The organism is Brumimicrobium sp. (assembly GCF_048268645.1).
Taxonomy (GTDB): Bacteria; Bacteroidota; Bacteroidia; order Flavobacteriales_D; family Crocinitomicaceae; genus Brumimicrobium; species Brumimicrobium ulvae.
In genome coordinates, this window is record NZ_JBLWVE010000003.1 from 131,974 (window position 1) to 153,247 (window position 21,274).

Genomic DNA, 21,274 nt, shown 5'->3' on the forward strand with positions numbered 1-21,274 from the left:
GAATAATGAATTCTTTATGACTTAAGCAAGGAACAATAAAGTCTTATTCTTCATTGTAAAGCATGGCCCTGTAAAAGAATGAATTAATTATTAGAACAAAGAGATGATGTAGAAGATATAAAGTCCAAGCAAAATAAATCCACTGAATCTACCTACTTTTCGATTAAAGACCATCATTGGAAGTAGTAACAAGGCAAATCCAATCATCCATAGAATATCCCAAGACAGCACATTTTCTTCCACACCTATCGGTTTAACAATTGCTGTAAGTCCTAGAACCGCCATAATATTAAAGATATTACTTCCAATTAAGTTACCGACAGAAATATCCGTTTCTTTCTTGTAGGCAGCCACAACACTGGTTGCTAATTCTGGAACTGATGTTCCAAAAGCGACAATTGTAATTCCGATCACATGATTAGATAAACCTACTTCTAGGGCCAAAGACTTTGCACCGCTAATCAACCAATTTGATCCAAAATAAAGTCCTAGCAGACCAATTAGTAGATACAAGATATTTTTCCAAACTGAAATTTTCTGGGTCAAATCTTCAATCCCTGGAATTTCATCCATCTCTACCACTTGACTCTTTCGAGATTTCATAATGATAAAAATGATAAAGATGACCAACAGCAAGAACAAGGTTAGTCCTTCCCAGCGTTGAATCTGTAAATCATAAGCAAAAACGAAGAACAAAAGAGACGCCAACATCATCATTGGCCAATCATATTTAATTGTATTACGTGCAACAGGCATTGGGAAAATCAAAACGGTAACACCGAGCACCAAAGCCAAATTGGCAATATTTGACCCAATCACATTTCCAATGGCTATTTCAGGTAAACCTTCACTGGCAGACTGTAAGGAAACCAGTAATTCTGGAGTGGAAGTTCCAAAAGAAACCACAGTCATTCCAATCACTAACTTTGATAGTTTTGCTTTTACAGATATTCCGACTGCTCCTTTCACCAAGAATTCCCCCCCAGCAATCAACAAAATTAATCCTATAACAATTAGAGAGATATCAATAAGCATTAGCTAATGTTTTGTTGGTCTGGTTTAATATTTGGATTTTCATTTTTAAGCTTAGTAGATTCCTCCACTTTAGGAGAAGGCGCTTTCGTTTTCACCTCTTCTCCATCTTCATCGATGGTTTTCCCAACCTCTACAGCAGATTGCTTTAGGTCCTTTGTAAATTCTTTAACAGGTGATTCAATCGTGTTTTTTGCATCATGAAGTGCTCTACTGATGTTTACATCACGCTTCATTTCTGTGGTTGTTTTACGAATTTCGTCTTGAACATCTTGGCTAGCATCTTTGATTTGACGCATCCCTTTTCCTAACCCTCTAGCCATACCAGGAATGCTTTTCGCCCCAAAAAAGATGAGTACAAAAAGCAAGATAATGACTATTTCAGAGCCTGCAATACTATTGATGAATATTAACATGCCGCAAAGATACGAGAAATTGAGAATTGTAAGAATTTAAAGCATAAAAAAGAAGAGTTGCAAGATGAATTTAACAGTTCCTTAGAAGGACATCTTTAATTAAAATGCAATTCCGAGCGAATAAATAATACTCACCGCTCCTTTACTGAATCGTGGCAGATCTTCTATGGCTTTTATGAGTGCTTTCTGATGGTCAGGATGTAACTCGCCATATATTTGATAATCTTTTAGTCTACCTCTTGAATTAACTTCTAAATCAATCATCACACTTCTATCGAAACGATTTTCACTTTCAACAATAACGATAGGACGCAATTTTCCGGTAAAATAGTTCTGTAAAGCCCTATCACCTCCTGGATATTTTGGCACATCATCAATGGAATAAGAAGCACCGCTTCCTACATCTTGTCCGAAAACCTGTAAAGGATTTCCTTTTTTGTCTTTTTTTGAAGAACTATTAATGTCATCAGGATTAGATTTGGCTAGGATTTGCACCTGTTGAACAGACAAGGTTATTGTTTTATTGGCCTTTGCAGATTGTGTTGAAAAACTACGGGTATTGTCTTCTGAATTTTGGCTTTCCTCATCTTCTCCAGCAGTCTTGTAGATGTTTTGATCAATAAGACTTTCCTCCTCCCACGTCAAATCTTCATTGTTTTTCTTTATTTTATCTATCTCATCGACTTCAAGTTCTTTATTGCCTTCGATGTTTTCCTCATGCTCCAAATCTTGTACTTCTTTTTCTTCAATTTCAGCATCTGACAATCCTTCCGTTTCTGTGCCAACAAGATCAGACTCAGATGGTTGGAAATTATTCTGCTCATTTTCTTGAACATGATTGTTCATCGACAAGGCTTTTTTCGAATATAAAGCTTCAGGCTTTTCCGTTTTAAACAGAAATACCGCTCCCAACAGGATAGCCAAAGCGCTTAACCCTATCCATACCCTGTATTTAGTCCAGAATCCTAATTCAGAAAAATAAGTATCGGATAACCTTTGAGCAGTTCTTTTAGAAATCGATTGGACAGCAGAAGATTTAATTTGTGTAGAACTTTCAACCACTGCCCTTACCATTGGATTGTCCTTCATCAGTTGATCAATCCATTGCTTTTCAACAGCAGACAAATCACCTTTCCGATACGCTACCAAGGTCTCAAACGAGGGTAATTCATGATATTTCATTGACTGACTTGACATTTCGTTTTTCTAATTCTATTTTAAATTTCCTTTTCCCATTTTGCAAGTGACTTTTCACTTCTTTTTCAGAAATAGCTAATTCCATTGAAATTTCTTTATAGCTTTTATCATTTAAGTAAAACGCTTCAACACATTGTGACTGTATGGGCTTCAAAGATTCGAGAACTTCCTTCACCAATTCATTGATTTCTTCTTCTCTGTGATTAAAAAGTTGGTCAAACAAGCCTTCACCATGTTCTTGGTCATGAAACCCTTCAATCAATTCATCACCTTGATTTCTTCTCCTGCTGCGTTTTAATTTCAACAAGTGATTTCTCACCACCGAATAATACCAACCTCCAAAATTTTTAACCTCTGCAGTTTTCAAATCTTTGTACAGCAATTCAAAACATTCCATCACAGCATCTTCTGCATCACTTTCATTTTTCAAATAGTTTAAGGCTAGAGAAACCGTCATCTCGTTATACCGCTCAAACAATAATCCCGCGTAATAGCTATCTTTTGAAGCTTGGAATTTCATCACCAATTCTTCATCAGAATACTGCGTATATTTTCTAAGCAATTGTAGTAGCACGTAGTTTTTGTTATTTTTCTTTAGCTTAAACTTATACTATTTCTGTTTAAAAGGGAAGTTTAATCCATAAATTCCATAAAAAAACTCAACTTTATTTTCCTTCCATTCAAAAAACACGCTTTTACCCTTTGAAAAAACAGTCACTTTTGTCAGAATAAACACCTTTGTGCCATTAAAACAAAAGAAAAGTGAAATTTACTATGCATACCTTATAAAATTATGCTGAAAAGAGGAATCTTTTTATATTTTTGTGGAAGACATTAAAACAAAAAACATATAATATGAAAATACTTGTTTGTATAAGTAAAGCTCCAGATACAACCACAAAGATTTCCTTCACTGATGGTGATACGAAATTTGACGAAGGTGGTGTTAAATATATCGTGAATCCTTACGATGAGTGGTATGCACTTGTTAAAGGTATTGAATTAAAAGAAGCGCATGGAGGAAGTGTAACTACAATTACTGTAGGAACAGCTGAAGACGATGCTACAATTCGTAAAGCATTAGCGATTGGCGCGGATGACGCAGTACGTGTTGATGTAAAAGCTGAGGATGCAGGTCAAGTTGCTGCTGAAATAGCAAACTTCGCAAAAGAAGGTGCTTACGATTTAGTTTTGTTAGGAAAAGAAACGATTGATTACAACGGATCTCAAGTTGGAGGAATGTTGGCAGAGCATTTAGACATGCCTTTCATTTCACTTGCTGAGCGTATGGAAGTCAATGGTAGTACAGCCACTTTAGATAAAGAGATCGTTGGTGGTGTTCAAACTGTAGAAGCAGACTTGCCATTGGTTGTAAGTTGTGCTAAAGGAATGGCAGAACAGCGAATCCCAAATATGCGTGGAATTATGGCTGCACGAACTAAACCACTAAAAGTAGTTGAAGCATCAAACGCGGCAAAACAAACTTCATTTGTAAAATATGGTTTACCTGCTCCAAAATCTGCAGTTAAATTAATTGATCCAAACAACATGGATGAATTGGTTGAATTGTTACACAACGAAGCAAAAGTAATATAAGTACATCGCTAAAAGAAAAAAATTATGTCAGTATTAGTATATATAAACAGTAACGGTGAAAAGATTGCTAAAAGTGCATTTGAAGCGGTTACTTACGCAAAAAAATTAGGAGAAGTTACAGTTGTAACCAATGGAAAAACAGACGATTCAACACTTGCACAGCTTGGAAAATATGGAGCGAGTAAAGTTTTAGTTGACCGTTCATTTGAAGGAATTGACGAACAACAATTAACAAGAATGGTGGCTACTGCAGCAGAAAAAGAAGGAGCAAACACAATTGTTTTCTCTAACGACTTAATAGGAAAAGCAGTTGCCCCTCGACTTTCAGTTAAGATGAATGCAGGATTAGTTGCTGGTGCGACCGGAGTTCCACAAGAAGACGGTACCATTCCAGTAAATGTATTTTCTGGGAAAGCACACGGATTTGTAAAAGTAAACACAGATAAAAAAATTATCGCTTTACTTCCAAATTCAATTCAACCAGAAGAAACAGGAGCTGACGCAACTGTAGAGGAATTTTCTGGAAATGCAGGAGATACTAGAGTAACTGTTAAAGACACCAAATTCCCTGAAGGAGATATTCCACTACCAGAAGCAGAGTTAGTGGTTTCAGGAGGACGTGGATTAAAAGGTCCAGAAAATTGGAACCTTATATTAGATCTTGCAAAAGAACTAGGAGCAGCAACAGCTTGTTCTCGTCCGGTGGCTGATTCAGGATGGCGCCCTCACCACGAACACGTGGGTCAAACAGGAGTTGCTATTAGTCCAAACCTTTACATCGCAGCAGGAATTTCTGGAGCAATTCAGCATTTAGCAGGTGTAAACAGATCTAAAGTGATTGTTGTAATCAATACCGATGACGAAGCACCTTTCTTTAAGGCTGCAGATTACGGTGTGGTTGGAGATGCCTTTGAAGTATTGCCTCGTTTATTAGATGCAGTAAAAAAATTCAAGGCTTCGAACTAATCATTCGATAATAAATATTATTTTTACGTGATATCAAATTAGGGAGGCAAAAGCTTCCCTAATTTGTTATACCAATTTGATTTTATAAGCTGGTATAATTATACTAATATAGTGTGTACTGAATAACTTCTTTCATAAGAGCGCTCAGTATCATACAAAAATGATGACCTTTAGCCAAGTATGGAAAAAGTAAAATTGGAAATTATTGGATTATCCTACAGTCAGACACAATCTGGTGCATACGCTCTAGTTCTTTCTGAAGTGAATGGAGTGAGAAGACTTCCTATAATAATAGGTGGTTTTGAAGCGCAAGCAATTGCTATAGAATTAGAGAACATGGTTCCCTCTCGACCCTTAACACACGATTTATTTAAAAATTTTGCTGAATCATTCAACATTAAAGTGAAGGAGGTTATAATATACAATTTAAAAGAAGGTATATTTTATTCTAAATTGATCTGCGATAAAGAAGGTAAAGAAGTTGAAATTGACGCTCGTACTTCTGATGCCATAGCCCTTGCTGTACGTTTTAAATGCAATGTCTTTACTTATGAATCAATTTTAGGATCAGCAGGAATTCAACTCGACCAAGAAGATGAAGAATCTGGAATTGCAACACCAATAGAAGACCCGAAAAAAAGTTCTTCTGGCAAAAAAGACAAATCAGACCTTTCAGGATTAACCATTAAAGAGTTAGAAACACGTCTAGAACGTGCTGTTGAGGCAGAAAACTATGAGCTCGCATCAAAAATTAGAGATGAAATTAACAAACGTACTTCCTAAACTACTCCTTTTATCACTGGTATTTCTTACTACTGTTTTTGGTTTAAATGCCCAAGAAAGTAATAAGGAAAACGATGACCAACAATGGTTCCGAAGAAACTTTTCTCTGCAATTAAATGAAAATGGTACTTTTAAGACCAATGACACATTGTTGACTTATCAAAAGTCTGGAAGTTATGTTTTGGATGAGAATGAATTAATTCTCAGCAGTAGCACATCAGACACCACTACAATCACAGAAGTTTTTCCTATTCTCACCTTAGAAGACGGAAAATTCGCCCTTGATAATCAAAGTAAAAGAGTAACCTATTTAAAAGAAAACAAAACATTAGCAACATCGCTCTCTTTTGGAAGCATCGCACGTGGTTTATTAGGTGTAACGGCATTGATTTTTATTGCTTTTTTACTTAGTAAAAACAGAAGACGCATTAATTGGCCCTTAGTTATCAAAGGTATACTACTTCAGGTTGTACTGGCCTTATTGATTTTAAAAGTCCCTTTTATTGAAACTATTTTCAACTTTATCTCAAAAGGATTTGTAAAAGTGGTTGACATGGCCCATGAAGGAGCATTATTCGTTTTCAGTAGTGTAATTACTGGTGATATGTCTCCTATCGTTATGAACTTTGCTACTTGGGTATTGCCTTCTGTTATTTTCTTTTCTGCCTTGACCAGCTTACTCTATTATTGGGGTATACTCCAAAAGATTGTCTACGGAATGGCCTGGGTGATGAAACGCATTATGGGCTTATCTGGTGCTGAAAGTGTTTCTGCCGCTGGTAATGTCTTTTTAGGTCAAACAGAAGCTCCATTGTTGGTTAAACCTTACCTTGGAAAAATGACAGAAAGTGAAATCCTCTGTTTAATGGCTGGAGGAATGGCGACCATCGCTGGTGGAGTGCTTGCTGCTTACATCGGATTCCTGGGGGGTGACGATCCTGAACAAAAAGTATTTTTCGCCAAACATTTACTGACTGCCTCATTAATGTCTGCTCCTGCTGCTATTGTTTTTTCTAAAATATTATTGCCAGAAACTGAAGAAATCAATACCGACTTAACCATTTCTAAAAACAAACTTGGAGTGAATTCATTGGAGGCTATTGCCAACGGAACGGTTGACGGATTAAAATTAGCGGTCAATGTTGCAGCAATGCTCATTGTATTTATTTCATTAATTGCACTGGCTAACTTTATGTTAGGGAAAGTTGGACACTACACAGGATTGAATGATATTATTGCAAGCAGTTCTTCACTCTATACTGAATTATCGTTTCAGTACATTGTAGGAAACGCCCTCTCTCCTATTGCTTGGTTAATGGGGGTTCCTTGGCAAGACAGTATGATTATTGGACAACTTTTGGGTGAAAAGACCATCATCAATGAATTTGTTGCTTATCCACATTTAGGGGAGTTACAAGACGAAATTTCAGGCAAATCGGTAATTATTGGTACTTATGTTCTCTGTGGATTTGCAAACTTTGCATCGATCGGTATTCAAGTGGGAGGAATTGGTGCCATTGCCCCCAGTAAAAAACCTGTTTTAGCAAAATATGGAGTGTTATCTCTCATCGCTGGAACGTTAGCATGTATGCTTACTGCTACCATGGTAGGAATGTTATTCTAAAAAATTATTCAAGATGAATTTTAAGGGAGAATTAAGAAAAATGTTGGTTGACTTCAACAGTGAAAATGTTGTACAGTATGAAATGCTATTTTTCAATACTGAAACGCAAGAGAAGGAAAGCCTCCCTATGAATGAACTAATAGGTAAGTCTATAGCGTTCGAATTTACAGGTAACATTTATTGTAAAAATTGTGGTACGAAGACAAAAACTTCATTTAATCAAGGATTTTGTTATCCCTGCTTTAAAGATGCTCCAGAGTCAGCTGAATGTATTATTCGTCCAGAACTTTGTCGTGCACACTTAGGCGAAGGAAGAGATGTAGAATGGGAAGAAAGAAATCACAATCAACCTCACATCGTATATTTAGCAGCTAGTGATGTTGTAAAAGTTGGGGTTACACGAGCAACTCAAATTCCAACACGTTGGATAGATCAGGGTGCGAATGAAGCCATAATTCTAGCCGAAACACCGAACCGTTATTTAGCAGGAGTCCTAGAGGTTGCTTTAAAGTCAGAATTCACAGACAAAACCAACTGGCGTAAAATGCTTCGTAATGATGTAGATGAAAACATTGATTTAGAAGAAACAAAGTGGCAATTAGAGGAATTACTTCCAGAAGATCTTGCGCAATACATCAGTGAAGAAGATGATTTAACCAACATCAACTATCCTGTCATAGAATTTCCAACAAAAATTAAAAGTGTTAACCTTGATAAATTGCCTTCCATTTCAGGAAAATTAATGGGAATAAAAGGCCAGTACTTTTTACTTGATGGTGATCGTGTAATGAACATCAGAAGGCACACCAGCTATGAGGTTGAGTTTGAAGTGAAGGATTAATCTCGCCCAACATCATCATTGTGAATTCTTTAATGAGGTTAGCCAAGAAAAGTTAAGCTTTTAAATGCCTTTGAAAGTGTTTCGATTTTATGTATTTTCACAGGAGAAAAAATCAGTAAGCAATCTTACGCGATCAACTCAGTGAAGCATCCATAAACTATGAAGAATACATTAACACAGTTCCAGGTTACAGTTTTGTTATTAATTATCGGAACTATACTAATTCCTAATATTGGACATGCACAAATTAAAGATAAGCAAGTCCACACTGTTGCTCCCTTACCAGAGTTGTCTTTAGATACCACACGCATTGTTGAAGTTGTTTTAAAAGACACCTTGATTATTGCAGGTGTAGGTGACATCATGTTAGGAACAAACTTTCCCAATTCTAGTTATTTACCTCCTGAAGGAAGAAGCTTGTTGGCTCCAGTTGCACATTTATTGACTGAACCCGATTGTACATTTGGAAACTTAGAAGGCACAGTTTTAAATGAAGGCGGCGATGTGAAAAAATGTAGTGATTCTACGAAATGTTATGCTTTTAGAATGCCGGAAGATATTGCATGGGACCTCAAACCACATGGCTTTGACTTAATCAGCATTGCCAATAACCACGTCGGGGATTTCGGCACACCTGGAAGAGAAAATACTGTACGCTTCTTAGACAGTATGGGGGTGGCTTATGCCGGACTTGAAGCTTATCCGTGGGATACCATAAAGATTGATGGAGTTATATATGGACTTGCCGCTTTTTCTCCGAATACAGGAACTGTAAAGATTCATAATTACGAATTGGCCAAAGCAATTGTTCAACATTTGGATAGTATTTCAGACCTTGTAATTGTATCTTTTCATGGAGGCGCCGAAGGAGCAAGTAAAACGAATGTTCCTCGAGCAACAGAAATGTTTTATGGTGAAAACAGAGGTGATGTATTTAAATTCTCAAGGTGGGTGGTTGATCATGGAGCAGATATCGTATTCGGTCATGGACCTCATGTCACAAGAGCAATGGAGGTCTACAAGGATCGTTTTATTGCCTACAGTCTTGGGAATTTTGCAACCTATGGTAGATTTAATTTAAGAGGGATTAGTGGAGTAGCACCGATTGTTCACGTTTACACGCACAGAGATGGTACTTTTATCAAAGGAAAACTACACTCGACAAAGCAATTGGGTCGAGGTGGTCCGACTTTAGACCCAGACAATACTGCTGTCAAAGAAGTTCAACGACTGAACAAAGAAGATTTTCCTGAAAACGATTTAATTATTGAAGACAACGGTAGTTTTTATTTACCTAAAGCGAATTAGAGAAGGTCGAAAATCTCTTCGTATGCTAATCGTTTAGCAAATAAAATGCGTTTTTTATAGTAAGAACTCTCATGTAATTTATCGACAACAACGCCTCGACTTGTAGCATGAAGTAACAACACCTCTTTTCCTGAGCCTTCAATAACATAAGCCACATGACCGATTGAGTTCGAATTTACATTTCTCCCTTTGAAGAAAATTAAATCTCCTTTGGTGACCTGTTCTAAATCAATTTTATGTCCTAGCTGGGCCAATCCACGACTAGTCCTGGCAACTTCTCCTCCCTGACTTTTGAACATATATTGAAGCAATCCTGAGCAATCAATTCCTTTTTCAGTATTACCAGCATATTTGTATGGTGTTCCTAACAATTGCTTACCTGTGCTGATCAAAGTATCAATTAAGTTCTCTTCGATTTGACATTCTAATTGAACTTCAGAATGAATATGTGTAGTATCTATTTCTGGATTAGACCAGCTTAGTGTCGATAAAACTATGATTGAAAAAACATTCATAAAATATTATTTGTGCTACATTAACTCGGCAAAGTTAAGCGAAAATCCAAGATATTTCCACAACTAACTGAAAATTAACAAAATTAGAAATGCGTGATTTTGTATTTTTTTTAAGTCCTTAAATAAAACCACAAACAACTATAACGTATTGTAATGGAATTCTTTGGTCACATTTTTATAAGTCTCAGTATATTTTCCTTCCTCATCCCTAATGGTAAAAGTAGATTCTGACATAGCCTTAATTTTCTTTTTTGAGAAGGTCAACACATCACGAACATGTCGGTTGGGTTTACCAAAAATCTTAATCCTCTGAGTGAAGTGTAAATTTAATTGAAGATGATTTAAGATTAAGCTTTCAGTTCTTTCAGCAGGAACAATTAACCACAACTCTCCTTCTTGACTCAACAAATTTGCTGAATGATTGATTAATTCTTGCACAGACATACTGTCTTCATGTCTGGCCAAACTTCTTTGCTGATCAGCAGAAGGCATTTTAGAATTAAAATAAGGAGGATTAGAAACAATTAAGTCAAATTGCACAGAAGGTCGATAGGCCAAGTAGTTTTTATGTAAAGCGTCAAAGTGATTAGGAAAGTTGGCTGCATCGAAATTTTCTTGTGCTTGCACAACTGCCTGTTTATCGATGTCTATTCCTGTCACCTTTCCATGTGGAAATTTTTGGGCCAACATAAGTGCAATCACACCACACCCCGTTCCAACATCCAGAATCTCATTGGGGAAATTTCCACGTACCAAAGCCCCAAGAACCATTGCGTCAGTACCTACTTTTTGAGGCACATGCAATTGATTAACATTAAAGTGTTTGAATTTAAACAGTGACAATAGAGCAATTATTTAAAGAGGAAATCATGGACTACTCCAAATACATCTCAATTAATCCTTCTGCCGCTTTAACGTACAACTCTTGTTGTTCGCGGTCAACTTTTTGTACCAAATCATTTCCCAAAGGCAAAAGCACTTCTTTATCCAGTTCATTATTCTGAACCTGTAAAAGCGGATTAATTTTATAATCCATCACTTGCACCACCTCACCTACTTCACCATAATTTTCATCAATTACTTTAAAACCGATGATTTCATGATCATAAAAGTTTTTACCCGAAAGAGGAGGAAGCAATTCTAGAGGAAGAAAAAGTTCTTTTTTAAGGATAAGCTTAGCGTCATTTTCAGAATCAACACCTTCAAACTTCACTTTAGCAAAGCCTTTGTCTTTCATATCGATGCGCTCCACGAAGAATGGAGTTAGGATTCCGTCCAAATCAATATAAACCGCATCTAAGGTCGCATAATCTTCTGGATTTGTTGCATCAAAAAAAAGCGAAACTTCACCTTTATAACTGTGAAGTTTCGCTACGTAACCTAAATTAAAGCAATCCGCTTTATTCATTTTTTAAACGATTTATGAGAATTACTTCTCTTCTTTTTCGTCTTCTTTTTTCTCTTCAGCAGCTGGTGCTTCCGGAGCCTCTTCAGCTGCTTCAGCAGCTGGAGTTTCTTCAGCTACCTCTTCTTCTGCAGGTGCATTCTTCGCAGCCAATTCTTTAGCGCGTGCTTCGCTTGTTGCTTTTTCAGCAGCTAAACGCTCAGCCTCAGCTTTTTTCATTGACTCAGAATGTCCTTCTGACTTCTTAGAGATTTTAGATTCTTTATCTTTCAACCATGCTTCAAATTTCTTTTCAACATCAGCTTCAGTTAAAGCACCTTTTTTTACACCTTTCAATAAGTGATTTTTGTATAATACACCTTTGTACGACAAAATCGCACGTGCTGTATCAGACATTTCTGCACCTGTTGTTACCCAATTTAATGTTTTATCGAAATCGATATCAATTGTAGCTGGGTTTGTATTAGGATTGTATGTTCCTAATTTTTCGATGAAGCGTCCATCACGTGGTGCACGTGAATCTGCTACTACTACGTGGTAAAAAGCATATCCTTTCTTACCGTGTCTTTGCAATCTAATTTTTGTTGCCATAATGTTTTATTGGTTGGAGTGCGAAACTCCTATTAATAAATTAGTTTATTTAAGTCGACAAAGATAGTGGTATTATTTTAAATAAATGAAAAATGTTTAATTATAATGAAAAAATATATTCAATAGAAACCAAACATCAGCAACAGCTCTCAGATCGGACTCTTATTCATTTACAAGTAAAGTCTATTCTTTAATTTCAACCTTCCTAAGCATATTCAGCCAATTCCATCCAACGCTCTGTTTTTTCTTCAAGCTCCAACATCAATTCACCAAGTCGTTTACTGGCTTCATTTAGTTCGTCCGAAGAAACCTCACCACTTGAGAGTACAAGTGTTAAATTTTCTTTTTCGGTTTCTAATTTTTCCACCTCTGCGTCTAGTTTTTCAAACTCTTGTTTTTCTTTAAAGCTCAACTTACGTTTTTCCTTTTCTTTTGGCACTGTCTTCACTGCTTCTTTCTCCAAAGACGCTTTTGCAGATTGAGCTTTTTCAAACCTTCTTTCCGCTTGATCTTCGAGTAGTTCAGCCTTAAGTTTATCCCTATATACTGTATAGTTTCCAGTAATGTCCTTTATTTTCGCATCGCCTTCAAAGACGAAGATATGATCGACCATTTTGTCCATAAAATAACGGTCATGCGAAACAACAATTAAACAACCTTGGAAATTTTTAAGGTAATCTTCCAATACTCCTAAAATATAGATGTCTAAATCATTGGTAGGTTCATCAAGAATTAAAAAGTTCGGATTGCTCATCAAAACTTTCATCAACTTTAATCGGCGTTGCTCTCCCCCACTTAATTTGTAAACATAATTATAATGCATACTTCTAGGGAAAAGGAATTTCTCTAAGAATTGAGCAGCAGACATTTCTCGGCCTTTTTCTAATGGAATAAATTCTGCTACTTCACGAATTACATCAATTACTTTCATGTTCTCATCCACCTCAATATTGGCTTGAGAATAATATCCAAAAACAACTGTATCACCGATCACTACCTTCCCTGAATCTGGCTGTTCCTCTCCAGTAATGATACGTAGAAGGGTCGATTTACCCACTCCATTTGGACCTACAATTCCTAATCGTTCTTGACGTTTAAAGGTATAGCTTAACTTATCTAGTATTTTTAATCCAGGATAGCTTTTTGAGATGTTGTGAAGCTCTAAGATTTTTGTCCCCAAACGTTCCATTTTAATTGGAATCTCAAGTTCTTCCTTATCAATATTTTGACTGGCTGTTTTCTTTATCCCTTCAAAAGCATCTGTTCTGGCTTTTTGTTTTGTACCACGTGCTTTTGGTTGTCTTCTAATCCACTGCAGCTCCTTTTTGAACAAACTTCTCGCTTTCCCTACTTCAATTGCTCTATTTTCCTCTCGCTCTGCTTTTTTCTCCAAATAATAAGAGAAGTTCCCTTTGTAACGGTACAATTGCTGGTCCTCCAACTCATAAATCACATCTGTTATAACCTCTAAAAAGTAACGGTCGTGCGTCACCATAAAAATAGTAGACTTCGATTTTGAAAGGTATTCTTCCAACCATTCAATCATGTCTAAATCAAGGTGGTTTGTAGGTTCATCGAGGAATAAAAAGTCAGGCTCAGAAATCAATACTTTCGCTAAAGCAACACGCTTGCGCTGCCCTCCTGACAAAGTACTTACCTTAGCCTCATGATTATCTAGTTTTAATTTAGACAAAACTTGCTCAACTAAACTGTCTAAATCCCATGCATTTAATTCTGAAATGGCCTCAAATAAATTCGCCATTCCCTCTTCGTCGTTATCTCGTACTGCTTTGGAATACTTTTTAAAAACGTTCAGTTTAGGTAAATCATGATCAAAAACTTCTTCGTAAATGGTGTTTTCAGGATTCAAGTCATCGGCTTGTTGCAAATAAGAAATATTGATGTCATTTCTAAACACCACCCGACCGCTATCATAAGGTTCCTCCCCCATCAAGCAACGAATCAAGGTCGATTTCCCACTACCGTTTTTAGCGACTAGTGCTACTTTCTGACCTTGGTCTATACCAAAACTCAAGTCCTCAAATATCGTACGATCACCATACGACTTTGTTAATTGTTCAACTGATAAATAATTCATTAACGGATACGATCTATAGATTTAATCAGTCGTAAATCACGACGAATTCCAATGTTTGCCAAGAAAGAAAAGGCCAAGGCGATGATGATACAATAAAAACCAAACCCTAACTGTGCACTGACAGTATAGGCATCTGATTCTGGTAATGTATTGCTCTTTAACAAGTTGTACAATACGATGGTCACACCAAATAAAATAAAGTTAACTACGAATAAAATTCGTCCCAATTGCAATTGTCTTTTCAAATTTTTATATCCCATCAATACAACAACGGTAAACATGGACAATAAAATGGTGATGGAGTAAAATGGAAAATAAAATGTAGGTACCCCTTCCATTTTGTCTATAATTTCAATCTTTCCTGTGGCATGTTGTAACAACTCTGTGTTCTCATCAGTCAACTCACCTTTTAGATAAATGTCTCTTTGAACACCATAACCATTCCCATGACTAATCATTTCAAATTGGTCTTTCTGCTCTGCTTTAGTCACAAAAACATCTGTTCCAATACTTAAAAAAATCAATGCCACTAAAGTCAGCAATAAATAAATGGATTGAACGCGTTGAATCATAGTTTAATTTTTGAGCAAAGATAGGTTTTTTAATTGAATATTTAACGGGGAAATTCGTACAAGAAATAAGCAAAATCAAGCCAGAAACACAAGAAGGTATAATTTAATGCTACACATCTTAAAATGAATTAATATATTTGAACTCTACTGATTCAACAATTAATCAGCAACTTACTCATAACGAACCCATGAAGTCGATCTCAATCAACTGGATTTCTAAATACGCGATATTCATAATTATTTTGCTCAGCATTGTATCAAGAATGCCACAGCTTTTTTCCGAACATTTAATTCTTGATGGCGATGAGTGTATCGTTGGCTTAATGGCTAAACATTTTCTAGAATCGAAGGAAGTCCCTTTTTTTTTCTATGGTCAATCTTACGGGTTCTCATTTATAGAAGTGCTTTTTATTCGGGTGTTCTATTTCTTTTTAGGACCAACAGAAATGGCCGTGAAATTAGCCATGCTTTCTATGTGGACAATCGGAGTTGTATTTTTTTATAAAACACTAAAAGCAATAGGCTTCAAGTACAATGTTTGGATTCCTTTACTCATCACTCTTTTATTTATCTTCTCACCTTCCTTCGCTGCTTGGTCTATGAAAGCAAGAGGTGGATACATGACTTCTTTTCTTTTGTCTTCCATTGTAAGTTATCTGTTGTTGCAGGAAAAGTCCTCCATAAAATTGTCCCGTGCGGTACTGATTGGGTTTTTGCTCGTCATTATTTATCAATCTCAAGCTTTATGGCTGGCTGGATTAGCGCCTTTTATTGCTTATCACCTTTACCAAAAGAAAAGCGTTCGTTATGGCCTAACAATGGGAGGTGGAATTTTAGTCACAGCGATAGGTTTTTATATGATTAAATTGGGATTATCTGATTTTTGGTCTCCAAAAGTACTGGGATGGCCCACACTTAGTGTTGAGTCTTTTATCTCCATACTCGATAAAATGTACATTCATTTTACAGGGTTTTATTATCTAGGGGATACCATGACTCCTAATTTCATTACAAGACTTTTATCAATGGTAATGATGGCTGCCATTTTCATAGCGATTTTAGTCAGCGCATTTTTCATTTACAAAAAGAAGCAAACAAATTCTTTGCTCCCTATTTCCTTAATATCCGTACTTTTTTCCCTGGGATATATTTTATTGATTTCATGGTTAGGTCCAAGATATTTCCTTCCACTAACAGGCTTTGCATTAATTTTATTTTCACTTGTCATGGACCAAATCAAAAGAAAAACAATTGTCAACACAATACTTGGTGTATGGATATTGATGGGCGTTTATTCGCTCTACGACTTTAAAAACTTTGCTTTTGAGGACAAAGCTTCGCTGACCCAGCTCGTGGCTAAGTTGGAGGAAAGGAAAATCAGTCATGTATTTTGTGAAGGTGCCTTACTGCAATGGCAGATCAATTTTTATTCAAATGAAAAAACCATTGCTCGTTATACTTCTAATGTGGACCGTTACCCTAAATATATCGCTGCGGTCGATTCTGCTCAAATCCACAGTCCAAATCAAACAGGTATTGTTGGTTATTATTACGAAGGATTAATCAAACCTTCTAAAGATTTTAGTGAAATCAACAAAAGATATTACATCTTGTCACCGGTCTCCAAAGAATTTCTCGAATACAGAAACTTCGATTTAACTAGACCATGATTGATAACGAACCCACTTTAGACTAAACGCACCATAGATTCACATGAAAATAAAATTTTATGGTTATAAAAGAAGCCAAAGCGAGATGCACTAATTCCAAGTCCTACCGAGAACATAATTTTAACACTATTTGAGACCAATAAAACATTATACTTCAGAAGGGGCTTTCGCTAGAATAAACTTTGTTATACTTTCCTTTCAAGTTCTCGCTTTTCCTACCTTCAAAACGAATCAAATTATGTATATTGGCCTCCCAAGAAAAAGTGAAGATAATGGAAGACAATAAAGTACTGAATTACATTAAGGATGTGTTAGAAACTATGCCAGAAGGTTGGTTAACTACAACAACTCATCGATTAGATATTTACAATGAAGAATTAGCCAAAACACAATTTTTGGAGCAATTTGAGGACTTATTTAAGAAGAAAAATTCCGAAACTTCGGCATTAAGTGAATTACCAACGGCTTATGATTACATACGATTAGGACATCCATTGTCAAGTGTTTTAGAATGGACGCTTGCAAAACTGCATCATTTAAAAGCTGAAAACATCATTGCCTTTGATTCAAAAACGATTCCTGTTTTGGCTGTATTGAGGAAGAATTTATTTGACCAGAAAAAAACACAGATTTTATATACCGGAGAATTACCAGCGCAATTTGATGCTGAAATTATCCGCGAGGTTTATGGATATTCATTTGAATTAAAGCAAGTTAAAAATGTAAATGACGTTACATCATTCGAAGGAAGTACTGTTTTTATTTCAGAGCATGAAAAAACAAGTACAATCGAACTCAATCCAAACATTGATTTCTATGTGCAGAACTATGCTCACTTAGGAAGTATTCTAATGGTTAATGGGGAGAAAAACGAAAGTTACATTGCCGACATTCAACATGTAAGAAGAAGAGAAACTATCGCTATGACTCCTGCAAATTGTCATTATGCGTTAAAATCACTCACAGAAAACAAAGCAATTGAGCCCATCAATACAAACGTGTTTGAATCCGATAAATCGAGTGTTGTCGACTCCATCAACAAAGTAACGGGCACCACTTCAAAAGCTCTAGTTGCTTCAAGTGGACTCTCCATTCAATATGCAATTATGATGGGACTGATCCATGATGCGCAGTCGAATCACCCTGGAAAAGGAATCAAGTTTATTGTTCCGCCTAACTGTTATGGAGGTACGAATGACCAAGCCCGAAGAGTTGCAGCATGCTTAGACAATGTAGATATTGTTGACCTTCCTGTGGATGGAGATAATGATATGGTTCAAAGTATTGAGAAAGTATTGACAAAAATAGCAGATGAGGACGCAGTTCCTTACATTATTGCAGAAATCCCTACCAATCCAAGGGTTGAAGTTCCAGACCTTCAGGCCTTAAAAGCAGCTTTGAGCAAAGAAAGAAAAACCACGAAGGGTACAAAAGCAATAGACCCGGTATTTATATTGGACCAAACATTTTGTCCTAATGTCCACTTCTTAGGAGAAGGTGAAATTCTATCTACGGTGCGTACCATTTCTTTTGCAAGTGGTTCTAAGTTTCCAAGTGGAGGATTGGTTACAGCAGGTTACTGTGTCGGTAATCCATTAACAGATGCGCTTATCGAGAAAATTGAATTACACTTAGACCTTTGTGACAATGAGGCTACCGCATATCAATACGAAGTCTTGGCCAAACAATTACCGTCAATGAATCAAAGAATTGTTGATGCATACAAAAACACACGTGAGTTTGTCAACTTTATTCATGAAGTATTGCCTGCAGCAAAAATCAATTTCGTTTCTGAGGCATTGGCTGAACAAGGATTCACACCATCGGTTTTTTCACTTGACCTTCCAACTAAGGGAGATACAGATGAAGAAAGAGAAACTTATAAAAGGGCATTGAATTTAAAGCTCATTAATTTAATGATTACAGAAATTCCAAACGAAAGTAAGTTTTGTGTGAGCTATGGTCAATTGAAAGGCTGCTATTGGACTATTCCTGCAACATCTACACAGGGAACAACAAAAGAAGGTGACAAAGACTACATTGTCCGTGCTTCACTATCTGGAAAAATGGACCTTGAATTACATAAAAAAGTATTTACTGATTTTGTAAACAGCATCTAAATAAAAACGAAGGGAGGTAGAAAAACCTCCCTTTTTCATATTCATCCAATGAAAATCATACTTCAAACAGATCGTTTAATTTTAAGGGAGCTTGTGCCTTCTGACCTTGACGCTGTGTTTGCACTTGATTCAGACCCAGAGGTTCATAAATTCATTGGGAATCGGCCTGCAACAAGTAAACTCGATGCCATTCAATCCATTGAGGATAAAATAGCGCAATATAAAACGCATGGTGTTGGGCGATGGGCAATTATAGATAAGCAAAGCAATGCATTCCTTGGTTGGGCAGGTTTAAAATTTATTTGCGATGAAACCAACAAGATCAGTAATTATTACGATTTAGGGTACCGACTTCATCCGCGTATTTGGGGACAAGGGATCGCAACAGAAGCAGCGAAAGCCATTTTGGCTTATGGTTTTTCGGAACTCAATATCGACACTATTTATGCAATGGCAGAAGAAGAACATTTTGCATCTCACAGGGTGCTTGAGAAAATCGGCATGAGGTGTTTGGAGCTTATCAACTTTGAAGGAAAGCAGTACAAATGGTTTGCCTTGAATAAGCTAGATTTTTTATAACCTTACTCTCAGGATATTTTATACACTATAATAGAATTGGAACAATTCCGGTTTTCCGTAAGTGGTTAAGGCTAAGAAAGAAAGCCCATTTGATTCTGATTTTAACACTTGCAACCCTAATCGAGTCAATTGCGCTCCCATGCTAACGAAAACGCAGCATCATTGTTTTTTGTCTTTAAATAGAATTTGGTAGAGTAAGTATAATCCAATTAAAGCTGCAAATACAAAAAGCAAGAAAGCAAAAGCGGGATAACCTCCAATTGTCCATGAACTAGGGATACGCGCCATTAGCGCAGCTCCCATTATCAGCGCAGCGATAATTAATCCAGCCGTAATTCGGTTGGCCACTTTTTGAAAAGCATCGGTAAATCTCTCCTCGTCAATTGTATCCACCTTAACCCGGATTTTATTTTCCGCTAAATTTTCTGAAAATTTATTCAAGCGAAAAGGAAGATTTTCTGTTAAATCTTTCATTTCTAAAAATAGCTCCATCAGATTTCCCGGCTTGATATTGTCTTTGACTTTTTTTTGCATCAAATATTTCACGTACTCTTTCACAGTTTTCTGCATATCATATTCAGGAGTCAGGGTCGCAACGATTTGATCCATATTTAATAAAATCTTTCCCAACACATTTAAATTCACAGGAATATGTATGTTCTGCTTTGCTGCCATTTGATTAATTTCAATCAGGGTTCTTCCAGTTTTTAGGTCTTTAGCGATTTGGTTTTCACTTTCTTGAATTTTTCTAGCAATATTTTTTCTAAAGAGAGGCAGATCAACGTCTTTTTCATCATACTCACTTATGGAAAGCAAAAGTTCTGACACACGGGCACCATCATAATTACTTAAGCCAATCATCAACTTTAAAATTGTTTCTTGCATTTCATTGCTGAACTTAGCTACCATCCCTGCGTCCATTAGAGCAATCTGATGGTTTGGTGTGAGGTAAACATTCCCAGGATGTGGGTCAGCATGTGCAAATCCATCCACAATAATTTGCTTTAAATACCCTTTGATTAAATCATCAATTAACGGTTCCATATCAAGCCCCATCGATTTTAAAGGGGAAATTTTAGTCACCTTACTTCCTTCAACAAATTCCATTGTGAGCACCCTTGAAGAGCAGTAATCCATAACGGGGGCTGGAATAAATAAATGTTGAAAATCTTTCAAGTTCGTTTTTAGCCGCGTAAGATTTTGCGCTTCTAAGTTGTAATCTAATTCCTTTAAAAGAATATAGCGCAACTCTTCAATTACACTATGCAGGCTATAGCTCCTTGCCACTTCACTTATTTTTTCAGCTTTTTCAGCTAATGACATTAAGGTGTCTAAATCTTCGATAAAACGTTTTCGTATTCCTGGACGTTGAATTTTTACTGCTACAATTTGACCATCATGAGTTATGGCTTTATGCACTTGACCAATAGATGCACTGGCCAATGGGATTTTATCAAAGGACAAAAAAGCCTTAGAAATACGCAAACCAATTTCTTCTTTAAAAATCTCTTCAACCACCTCGTATTCCACCTCATCGACATCATCTTGTAAAGTAGCTAGAGCTTCCATAAAATGAGAAGGCAATAAATCTGGACGGGTTGATAAAAGTTGACCTAACTTCACATAAGTAGGACCCATTTTCTTCAAGTCTTCTGTTAATTCTTCTGGAGTATGATCAAATTTACTGTCTACATCGTCTGAATTAATTACATTAATTCCATCTTCAGAGTATGAAAAAACATCACTGTTCCAATACTTCAGCATGAACTTAAAAAAGCGAAGATATTTATCGTATTGATCCGGAAGGAGTCCCATAGTGCATTGTTTTTTATTAAAACTAAGGAAAACCTTTAAATTTTAAGCGATTTTATGAATATTTAAGAAGTGAAATTATGCCTCTAGTAAATAAATGTAATTTCTCCAAAACATTGGTATTCAAGAACAAAGGTCTTAAAAACACA

20 protein-coding genes are annotated in these 21,274 nt (G+C 36.3%); 9 read left to right on the forward strand and 11 right to left on the reverse strand.

Going from position 1 to position 21,274, the window contains the following annotated elements:
- Positions 1–90: 90 nt before the first annotated feature.
- The 4 genes from ACN0U3_RS04640 to ACN0U3_RS04655 all read right to left on the reverse strand — a co-directional run bounded on the left by ACN0U3_RS04640 (position 91) and on the right by ACN0U3_RS04655 (position 3,219).
- Positions 91–1,035 carry a calcium/sodium antiporter gene (locus ACN0U3_RS04640; RefSeq protein ID WP_417265326.1) on the reverse strand — a complete coding sequence of 315 codons (945 nt, stop codon included), beginning with the start codon at positions 1,033–1,035 and terminating at the stop codon, positions 91–93.
- Positions 1,035–1,448: a Sec-independent protein translocase subunit TatA/TatB gene (locus ACN0U3_RS04645; RefSeq protein WP_299201678.1), complete on the reverse strand. Its 414-nt coding sequence runs from the start codon at positions 1,446–1,448 to the stop codon at positions 1,035–1,037. Before ACN0U3_RS04645 ends, ACN0U3_RS04640 begins: the two co-directional genes overlap by 1 nt.
- A 99-nt stretch (positions 1,449–1,547) precedes the next feature.
- Complete coding sequence (locus tag ACN0U3_RS04650) at positions 1,548–2,630, reverse strand: hypothetical protein (protein WP_417265327.1); 1,083 nt, start codon at positions 2,628–2,630, stop codon at positions 1,548–1,550.
- A complete protein-coding gene (locus ACN0U3_RS04655) occupies positions 2,617–3,219 on the reverse strand; it encodes an RNA polymerase sigma factor (RefSeq protein ID WP_299201672.1) in 603 nt (200 codons plus the stop codon). The genes ACN0U3_RS04650 and ACN0U3_RS04655 overlap by 14 nt, the downstream gene beginning before the upstream one ends.
- Before the next feature lie 281 nt (positions 3,220–3,500).
- Here ACN0U3_RS04655 and ACN0U3_RS04660 point away from each other — a divergent pair, with 281 nt between their 5' ends.
- From ACN0U3_RS04660 to ACN0U3_RS04685, 6 genes are all read left to right on the forward strand, one after another.
- Complete coding sequence (locus ACN0U3_RS04660) at positions 3,501–4,241, forward strand: electron transfer flavoprotein subunit beta/FixA family protein (protein WP_417265328.1); 741 nt, start codon at positions 3,501–3,503, stop codon at positions 4,239–4,241.
- A gap of 24 nt (positions 4,242–4,265) precedes the next feature.
- On the forward strand, positions 4,266–5,207 hold the full coding sequence (locus tag ACN0U3_RS04665; protein ID WP_299201666.1) for an electron transfer flavoprotein subunit alpha/FixB family protein: 942 nt from the start codon (positions 4,266–4,268) through the stop codon (positions 5,205–5,207).
- 180 nt (positions 5,208–5,387) lie between these two features.
- Complete coding sequence (locus ACN0U3_RS04670; protein WP_417265329.1) at positions 5,388–5,990, forward strand: bifunctional nuclease domain-containing protein; 603 nt, start codon at positions 5,388–5,390, stop codon at positions 5,988–5,990.
- On the forward strand, positions 5,941–7,614 hold the full coding sequence (locus ACN0U3_RS04675; protein ID WP_417265330.1) for a NupC/NupG family nucleoside CNT transporter: 1,674 nt from the start codon (positions 5,941–5,943) through the stop codon (positions 7,612–7,614). Before ACN0U3_RS04670 ends, ACN0U3_RS04675 begins: the two co-directional genes overlap by 50 nt.
- A 13-nt stretch (positions 7,615–7,627) precedes the next feature.
- Positions 7,628–8,455, forward strand: a complete 828-nt coding sequence (locus tag ACN0U3_RS04680; RefSeq protein WP_299201657.1) for a DUF2797 domain-containing protein — start codon at positions 7,628–7,630, stop codon at positions 8,453–8,455.
- 159 nt (positions 8,456–8,614) lie between these two features.
- Positions 8,615–9,763, forward strand: a complete 1,149-nt coding sequence (locus ACN0U3_RS04685; protein WP_299201654.1) for a CapA family protein — start codon at positions 8,615–8,617, stop codon at positions 9,761–9,763.
- On the opposite strand, the gene ACN0U3_RS04690 is transcribed toward ACN0U3_RS04685, so the two are convergent.
- The 6 genes from ACN0U3_RS04690 to ACN0U3_RS04715 form a co-directional block, all read right to left on the reverse strand.
- Positions 9,760–10,278: a C40 family peptidase gene (locus ACN0U3_RS04690; protein ID WP_299201651.1), complete on the reverse strand. Its 519-nt coding sequence runs from the start codon at positions 10,276–10,278 to the stop codon at positions 9,760–9,762. The genes ACN0U3_RS04685 and ACN0U3_RS04690 overlap by 4 nt on opposite strands.
- Before the next feature lie 138 nt (positions 10,279–10,416).
- Complete coding sequence (locus ACN0U3_RS04695) at positions 10,417–11,121, reverse strand: tRNA1(Val) (adenine(37)-N6)-methyltransferase (protein WP_417265331.1); 705 nt, start codon at positions 11,119–11,121, stop codon at positions 10,417–10,419.
- Positions 11,122–11,152: 31 nt separating this feature from the next.
- A complete protein-coding gene (rimM, locus tag ACN0U3_RS04700; protein ID WP_299201645.1) occupies positions 11,153–11,686 on the reverse strand; it encodes a ribosome maturation factor RimM in 534 nt (177 codons plus the stop codon).
- A 21-nt stretch (positions 11,687–11,707) separates the two neighbouring features.
- Positions 11,708–12,274: a 30S ribosomal protein S16 gene (locus tag ACN0U3_RS04705; protein WP_417265332.1), complete on the reverse strand. Its 567-nt coding sequence runs from the start codon at positions 12,272–12,274 to the stop codon at positions 11,708–11,710.
- 205 nt (positions 12,275–12,479) lie between these two features.
- On the reverse strand, positions 12,480–14,372 hold the full coding sequence (locus tag ACN0U3_RS04710; protein ID WP_417265333.1) for an ABC-F family ATP-binding cassette domain-containing protein: 1,893 nt from the start codon (positions 14,370–14,372) through the stop codon (positions 12,480–12,482).
- A complete protein-coding gene (locus ACN0U3_RS04715) occupies positions 14,372–14,944 on the reverse strand; it encodes a DUF4293 family protein (protein ID WP_417265334.1) in 573 nt (190 codons plus the stop codon). Before ACN0U3_RS04715 ends, ACN0U3_RS04710 begins: the two co-directional genes overlap by 1 nt.
- A 188-nt stretch (positions 14,945–15,132) precedes the next feature.
- Between ACN0U3_RS04715 and ACN0U3_RS04720 the strand changes: the two genes are divergently transcribed.
- The 3 genes from ACN0U3_RS04720 to ACN0U3_RS04730 all read left to right on the forward strand — a co-directional run bounded on the left by ACN0U3_RS04720 (position 15,133) and on the right by ACN0U3_RS04730 (position 19,313).
- Entirely contained in the window at positions 15,133–16,614 is a 1,482-nt protein-coding gene (locus ACN0U3_RS04720) for a hypothetical protein (protein ID WP_417265335.1), read from the forward strand.
- A gap of 272 nt (positions 16,615–16,886) precedes the next feature.
- Positions 16,887–18,734, forward strand: coding sequence for a cystathionine beta-synthase (locus tag ACN0U3_RS04725; RefSeq protein WP_417265336.1), 1,848 nt, complete (start codon positions 16,887–16,889; stop codon positions 18,732–18,734).
- Positions 18,735–18,782: 48 nt separating this feature from the next.
- A complete protein-coding gene (locus ACN0U3_RS04730; RefSeq protein ID WP_417265337.1) occupies positions 18,783–19,313 on the forward strand; it encodes a GNAT family N-acetyltransferase in 531 nt (176 codons plus the stop codon).
- A gap of 159 nt (positions 19,314–19,472) precedes the next feature.
- Here ACN0U3_RS04730 and ACN0U3_RS04735 read toward each other — a convergent pair whose 3' ends face one another.
- Complete coding sequence (locus tag ACN0U3_RS04735) at positions 19,473–21,128, reverse strand: ABC1 kinase family protein (RefSeq protein WP_417265338.1); 1,656 nt, start codon at positions 21,126–21,128, stop codon at positions 19,473–19,475.
- Positions 21,129–21,274: the final 146 nt, after the last annotated feature.

What these genes read in the sequence shown, in the direction of transcription:
- ACN0U3_RS04640 (WP_417265326.1), bottom strand. Translation starts at nt 1,035, where the DNA reads ATGCTTATTGATATCTCTCTAATTGTTATAGGATTAATTTTGTTGATT.
- ACN0U3_RS04645 (WP_299201678.1), bottom strand. Translation starts at nt 1,448, where the DNA reads ATGTTAATATTCATCAATAGTATTGCAGGCTCTGAAATAGTCATTATC.
- ACN0U3_RS04650 (WP_417265327.1), bottom strand. Translation starts at nt 2,630, where the DNA reads ATGAAATATCATGAATTACCCTCGTTTGAGACCTTGGTAGCGTATCGG.
- ACN0U3_RS04660 (WP_417265328.1), top strand. Translation starts at nt 3,501, where the DNA reads ATGAAAATACTTGTTTGTATAAGTAAAGCTCCAGATACAACCACAAAG.
- ACN0U3_RS04665 (WP_299201666.1), top strand. Translation starts at nt 4,266, where the DNA reads ATGTCAGTATTAGTATATATAAACAGTAACGGTGAAAAGATTGCTAAA.
- ACN0U3_RS04670 (WP_417265329.1), top strand. Translation starts at nt 5,388, where the DNA reads ATGGAAAAAGTAAAATTGGAAATTATTGGATTATCCTACAGTCAGACA.
- ACN0U3_RS04675 (WP_417265330.1), top strand. Translation starts at nt 5,941, where the DNA reads ATGAGCTCGCATCAAAAATTAGAGATGAAATTAACAAACGTACTTCCT.
- ACN0U3_RS04680 (WP_299201657.1), top strand. Translation starts at nt 7,628, where the DNA reads ATGAATTTTAAGGGAGAATTAAGAAAAATGTTGGTTGACTTCAACAGT.
- ACN0U3_RS04685 (WP_299201654.1), top strand. Translation starts at nt 8,615, where the DNA reads ATGAAGAATACATTAACACAGTTCCAGGTTACAGTTTTGTTATTAATT.
- ACN0U3_RS04690 (WP_299201651.1), bottom strand. Translation starts at nt 10,278, where the DNA reads ATGAATGTTTTTTCAATCATAGTTTTATCGACACTAAGCTGGTCTAAT.
- rimM (WP_299201645.1), bottom strand. Translation starts at nt 11,686, where the DNA reads ATGAATAAAGCGGATTGCTTTAATTTAGGTTACGTAGCGAAACTTCAC.
- ACN0U3_RS04705 (WP_417265332.1), bottom strand. Translation starts at nt 12,274, where the DNA reads ATGGCAACAAAAATTAGATTGCAAAGACACGGTAAGAAAGGATATGCT.
- ACN0U3_RS04710 (WP_417265333.1), bottom strand. Translation starts at nt 14,372, where the DNA reads ATGAATTATTTATCAGTTGAACAATTAACAAAGTCGTATGGTGATCGT.
- ACN0U3_RS04715 (WP_417265334.1), bottom strand. Translation starts at nt 14,944, where the DNA reads ATGATTCAACGCGTTCAATCCATTTATTTATTGCTGACTTTAGTGGCA.
- ACN0U3_RS04720 (WP_417265335.1), top strand. Translation starts at nt 15,133, where the DNA reads ATGAAGTCGATCTCAATCAACTGGATTTCTAAATACGCGATATTCATA.
- ACN0U3_RS04725 (WP_417265336.1), top strand. Translation starts at nt 16,887, where the DNA reads ATGGAAGACAATAAAGTACTGAATTACATTAAGGATGTGTTAGAAACT.
- ACN0U3_RS04730 (WP_417265337.1), top strand. Translation starts at nt 18,783, where the DNA reads ATGAAAATCATACTTCAAACAGATCGTTTAATTTTAAGGGAGCTTGTG.
- ACN0U3_RS04735 (WP_417265338.1), bottom strand. Translation starts at nt 21,128, where the DNA reads ATGGGACTCCTTCCGGATCAATACGATAAATATCTTCGCTTTTTTAAG.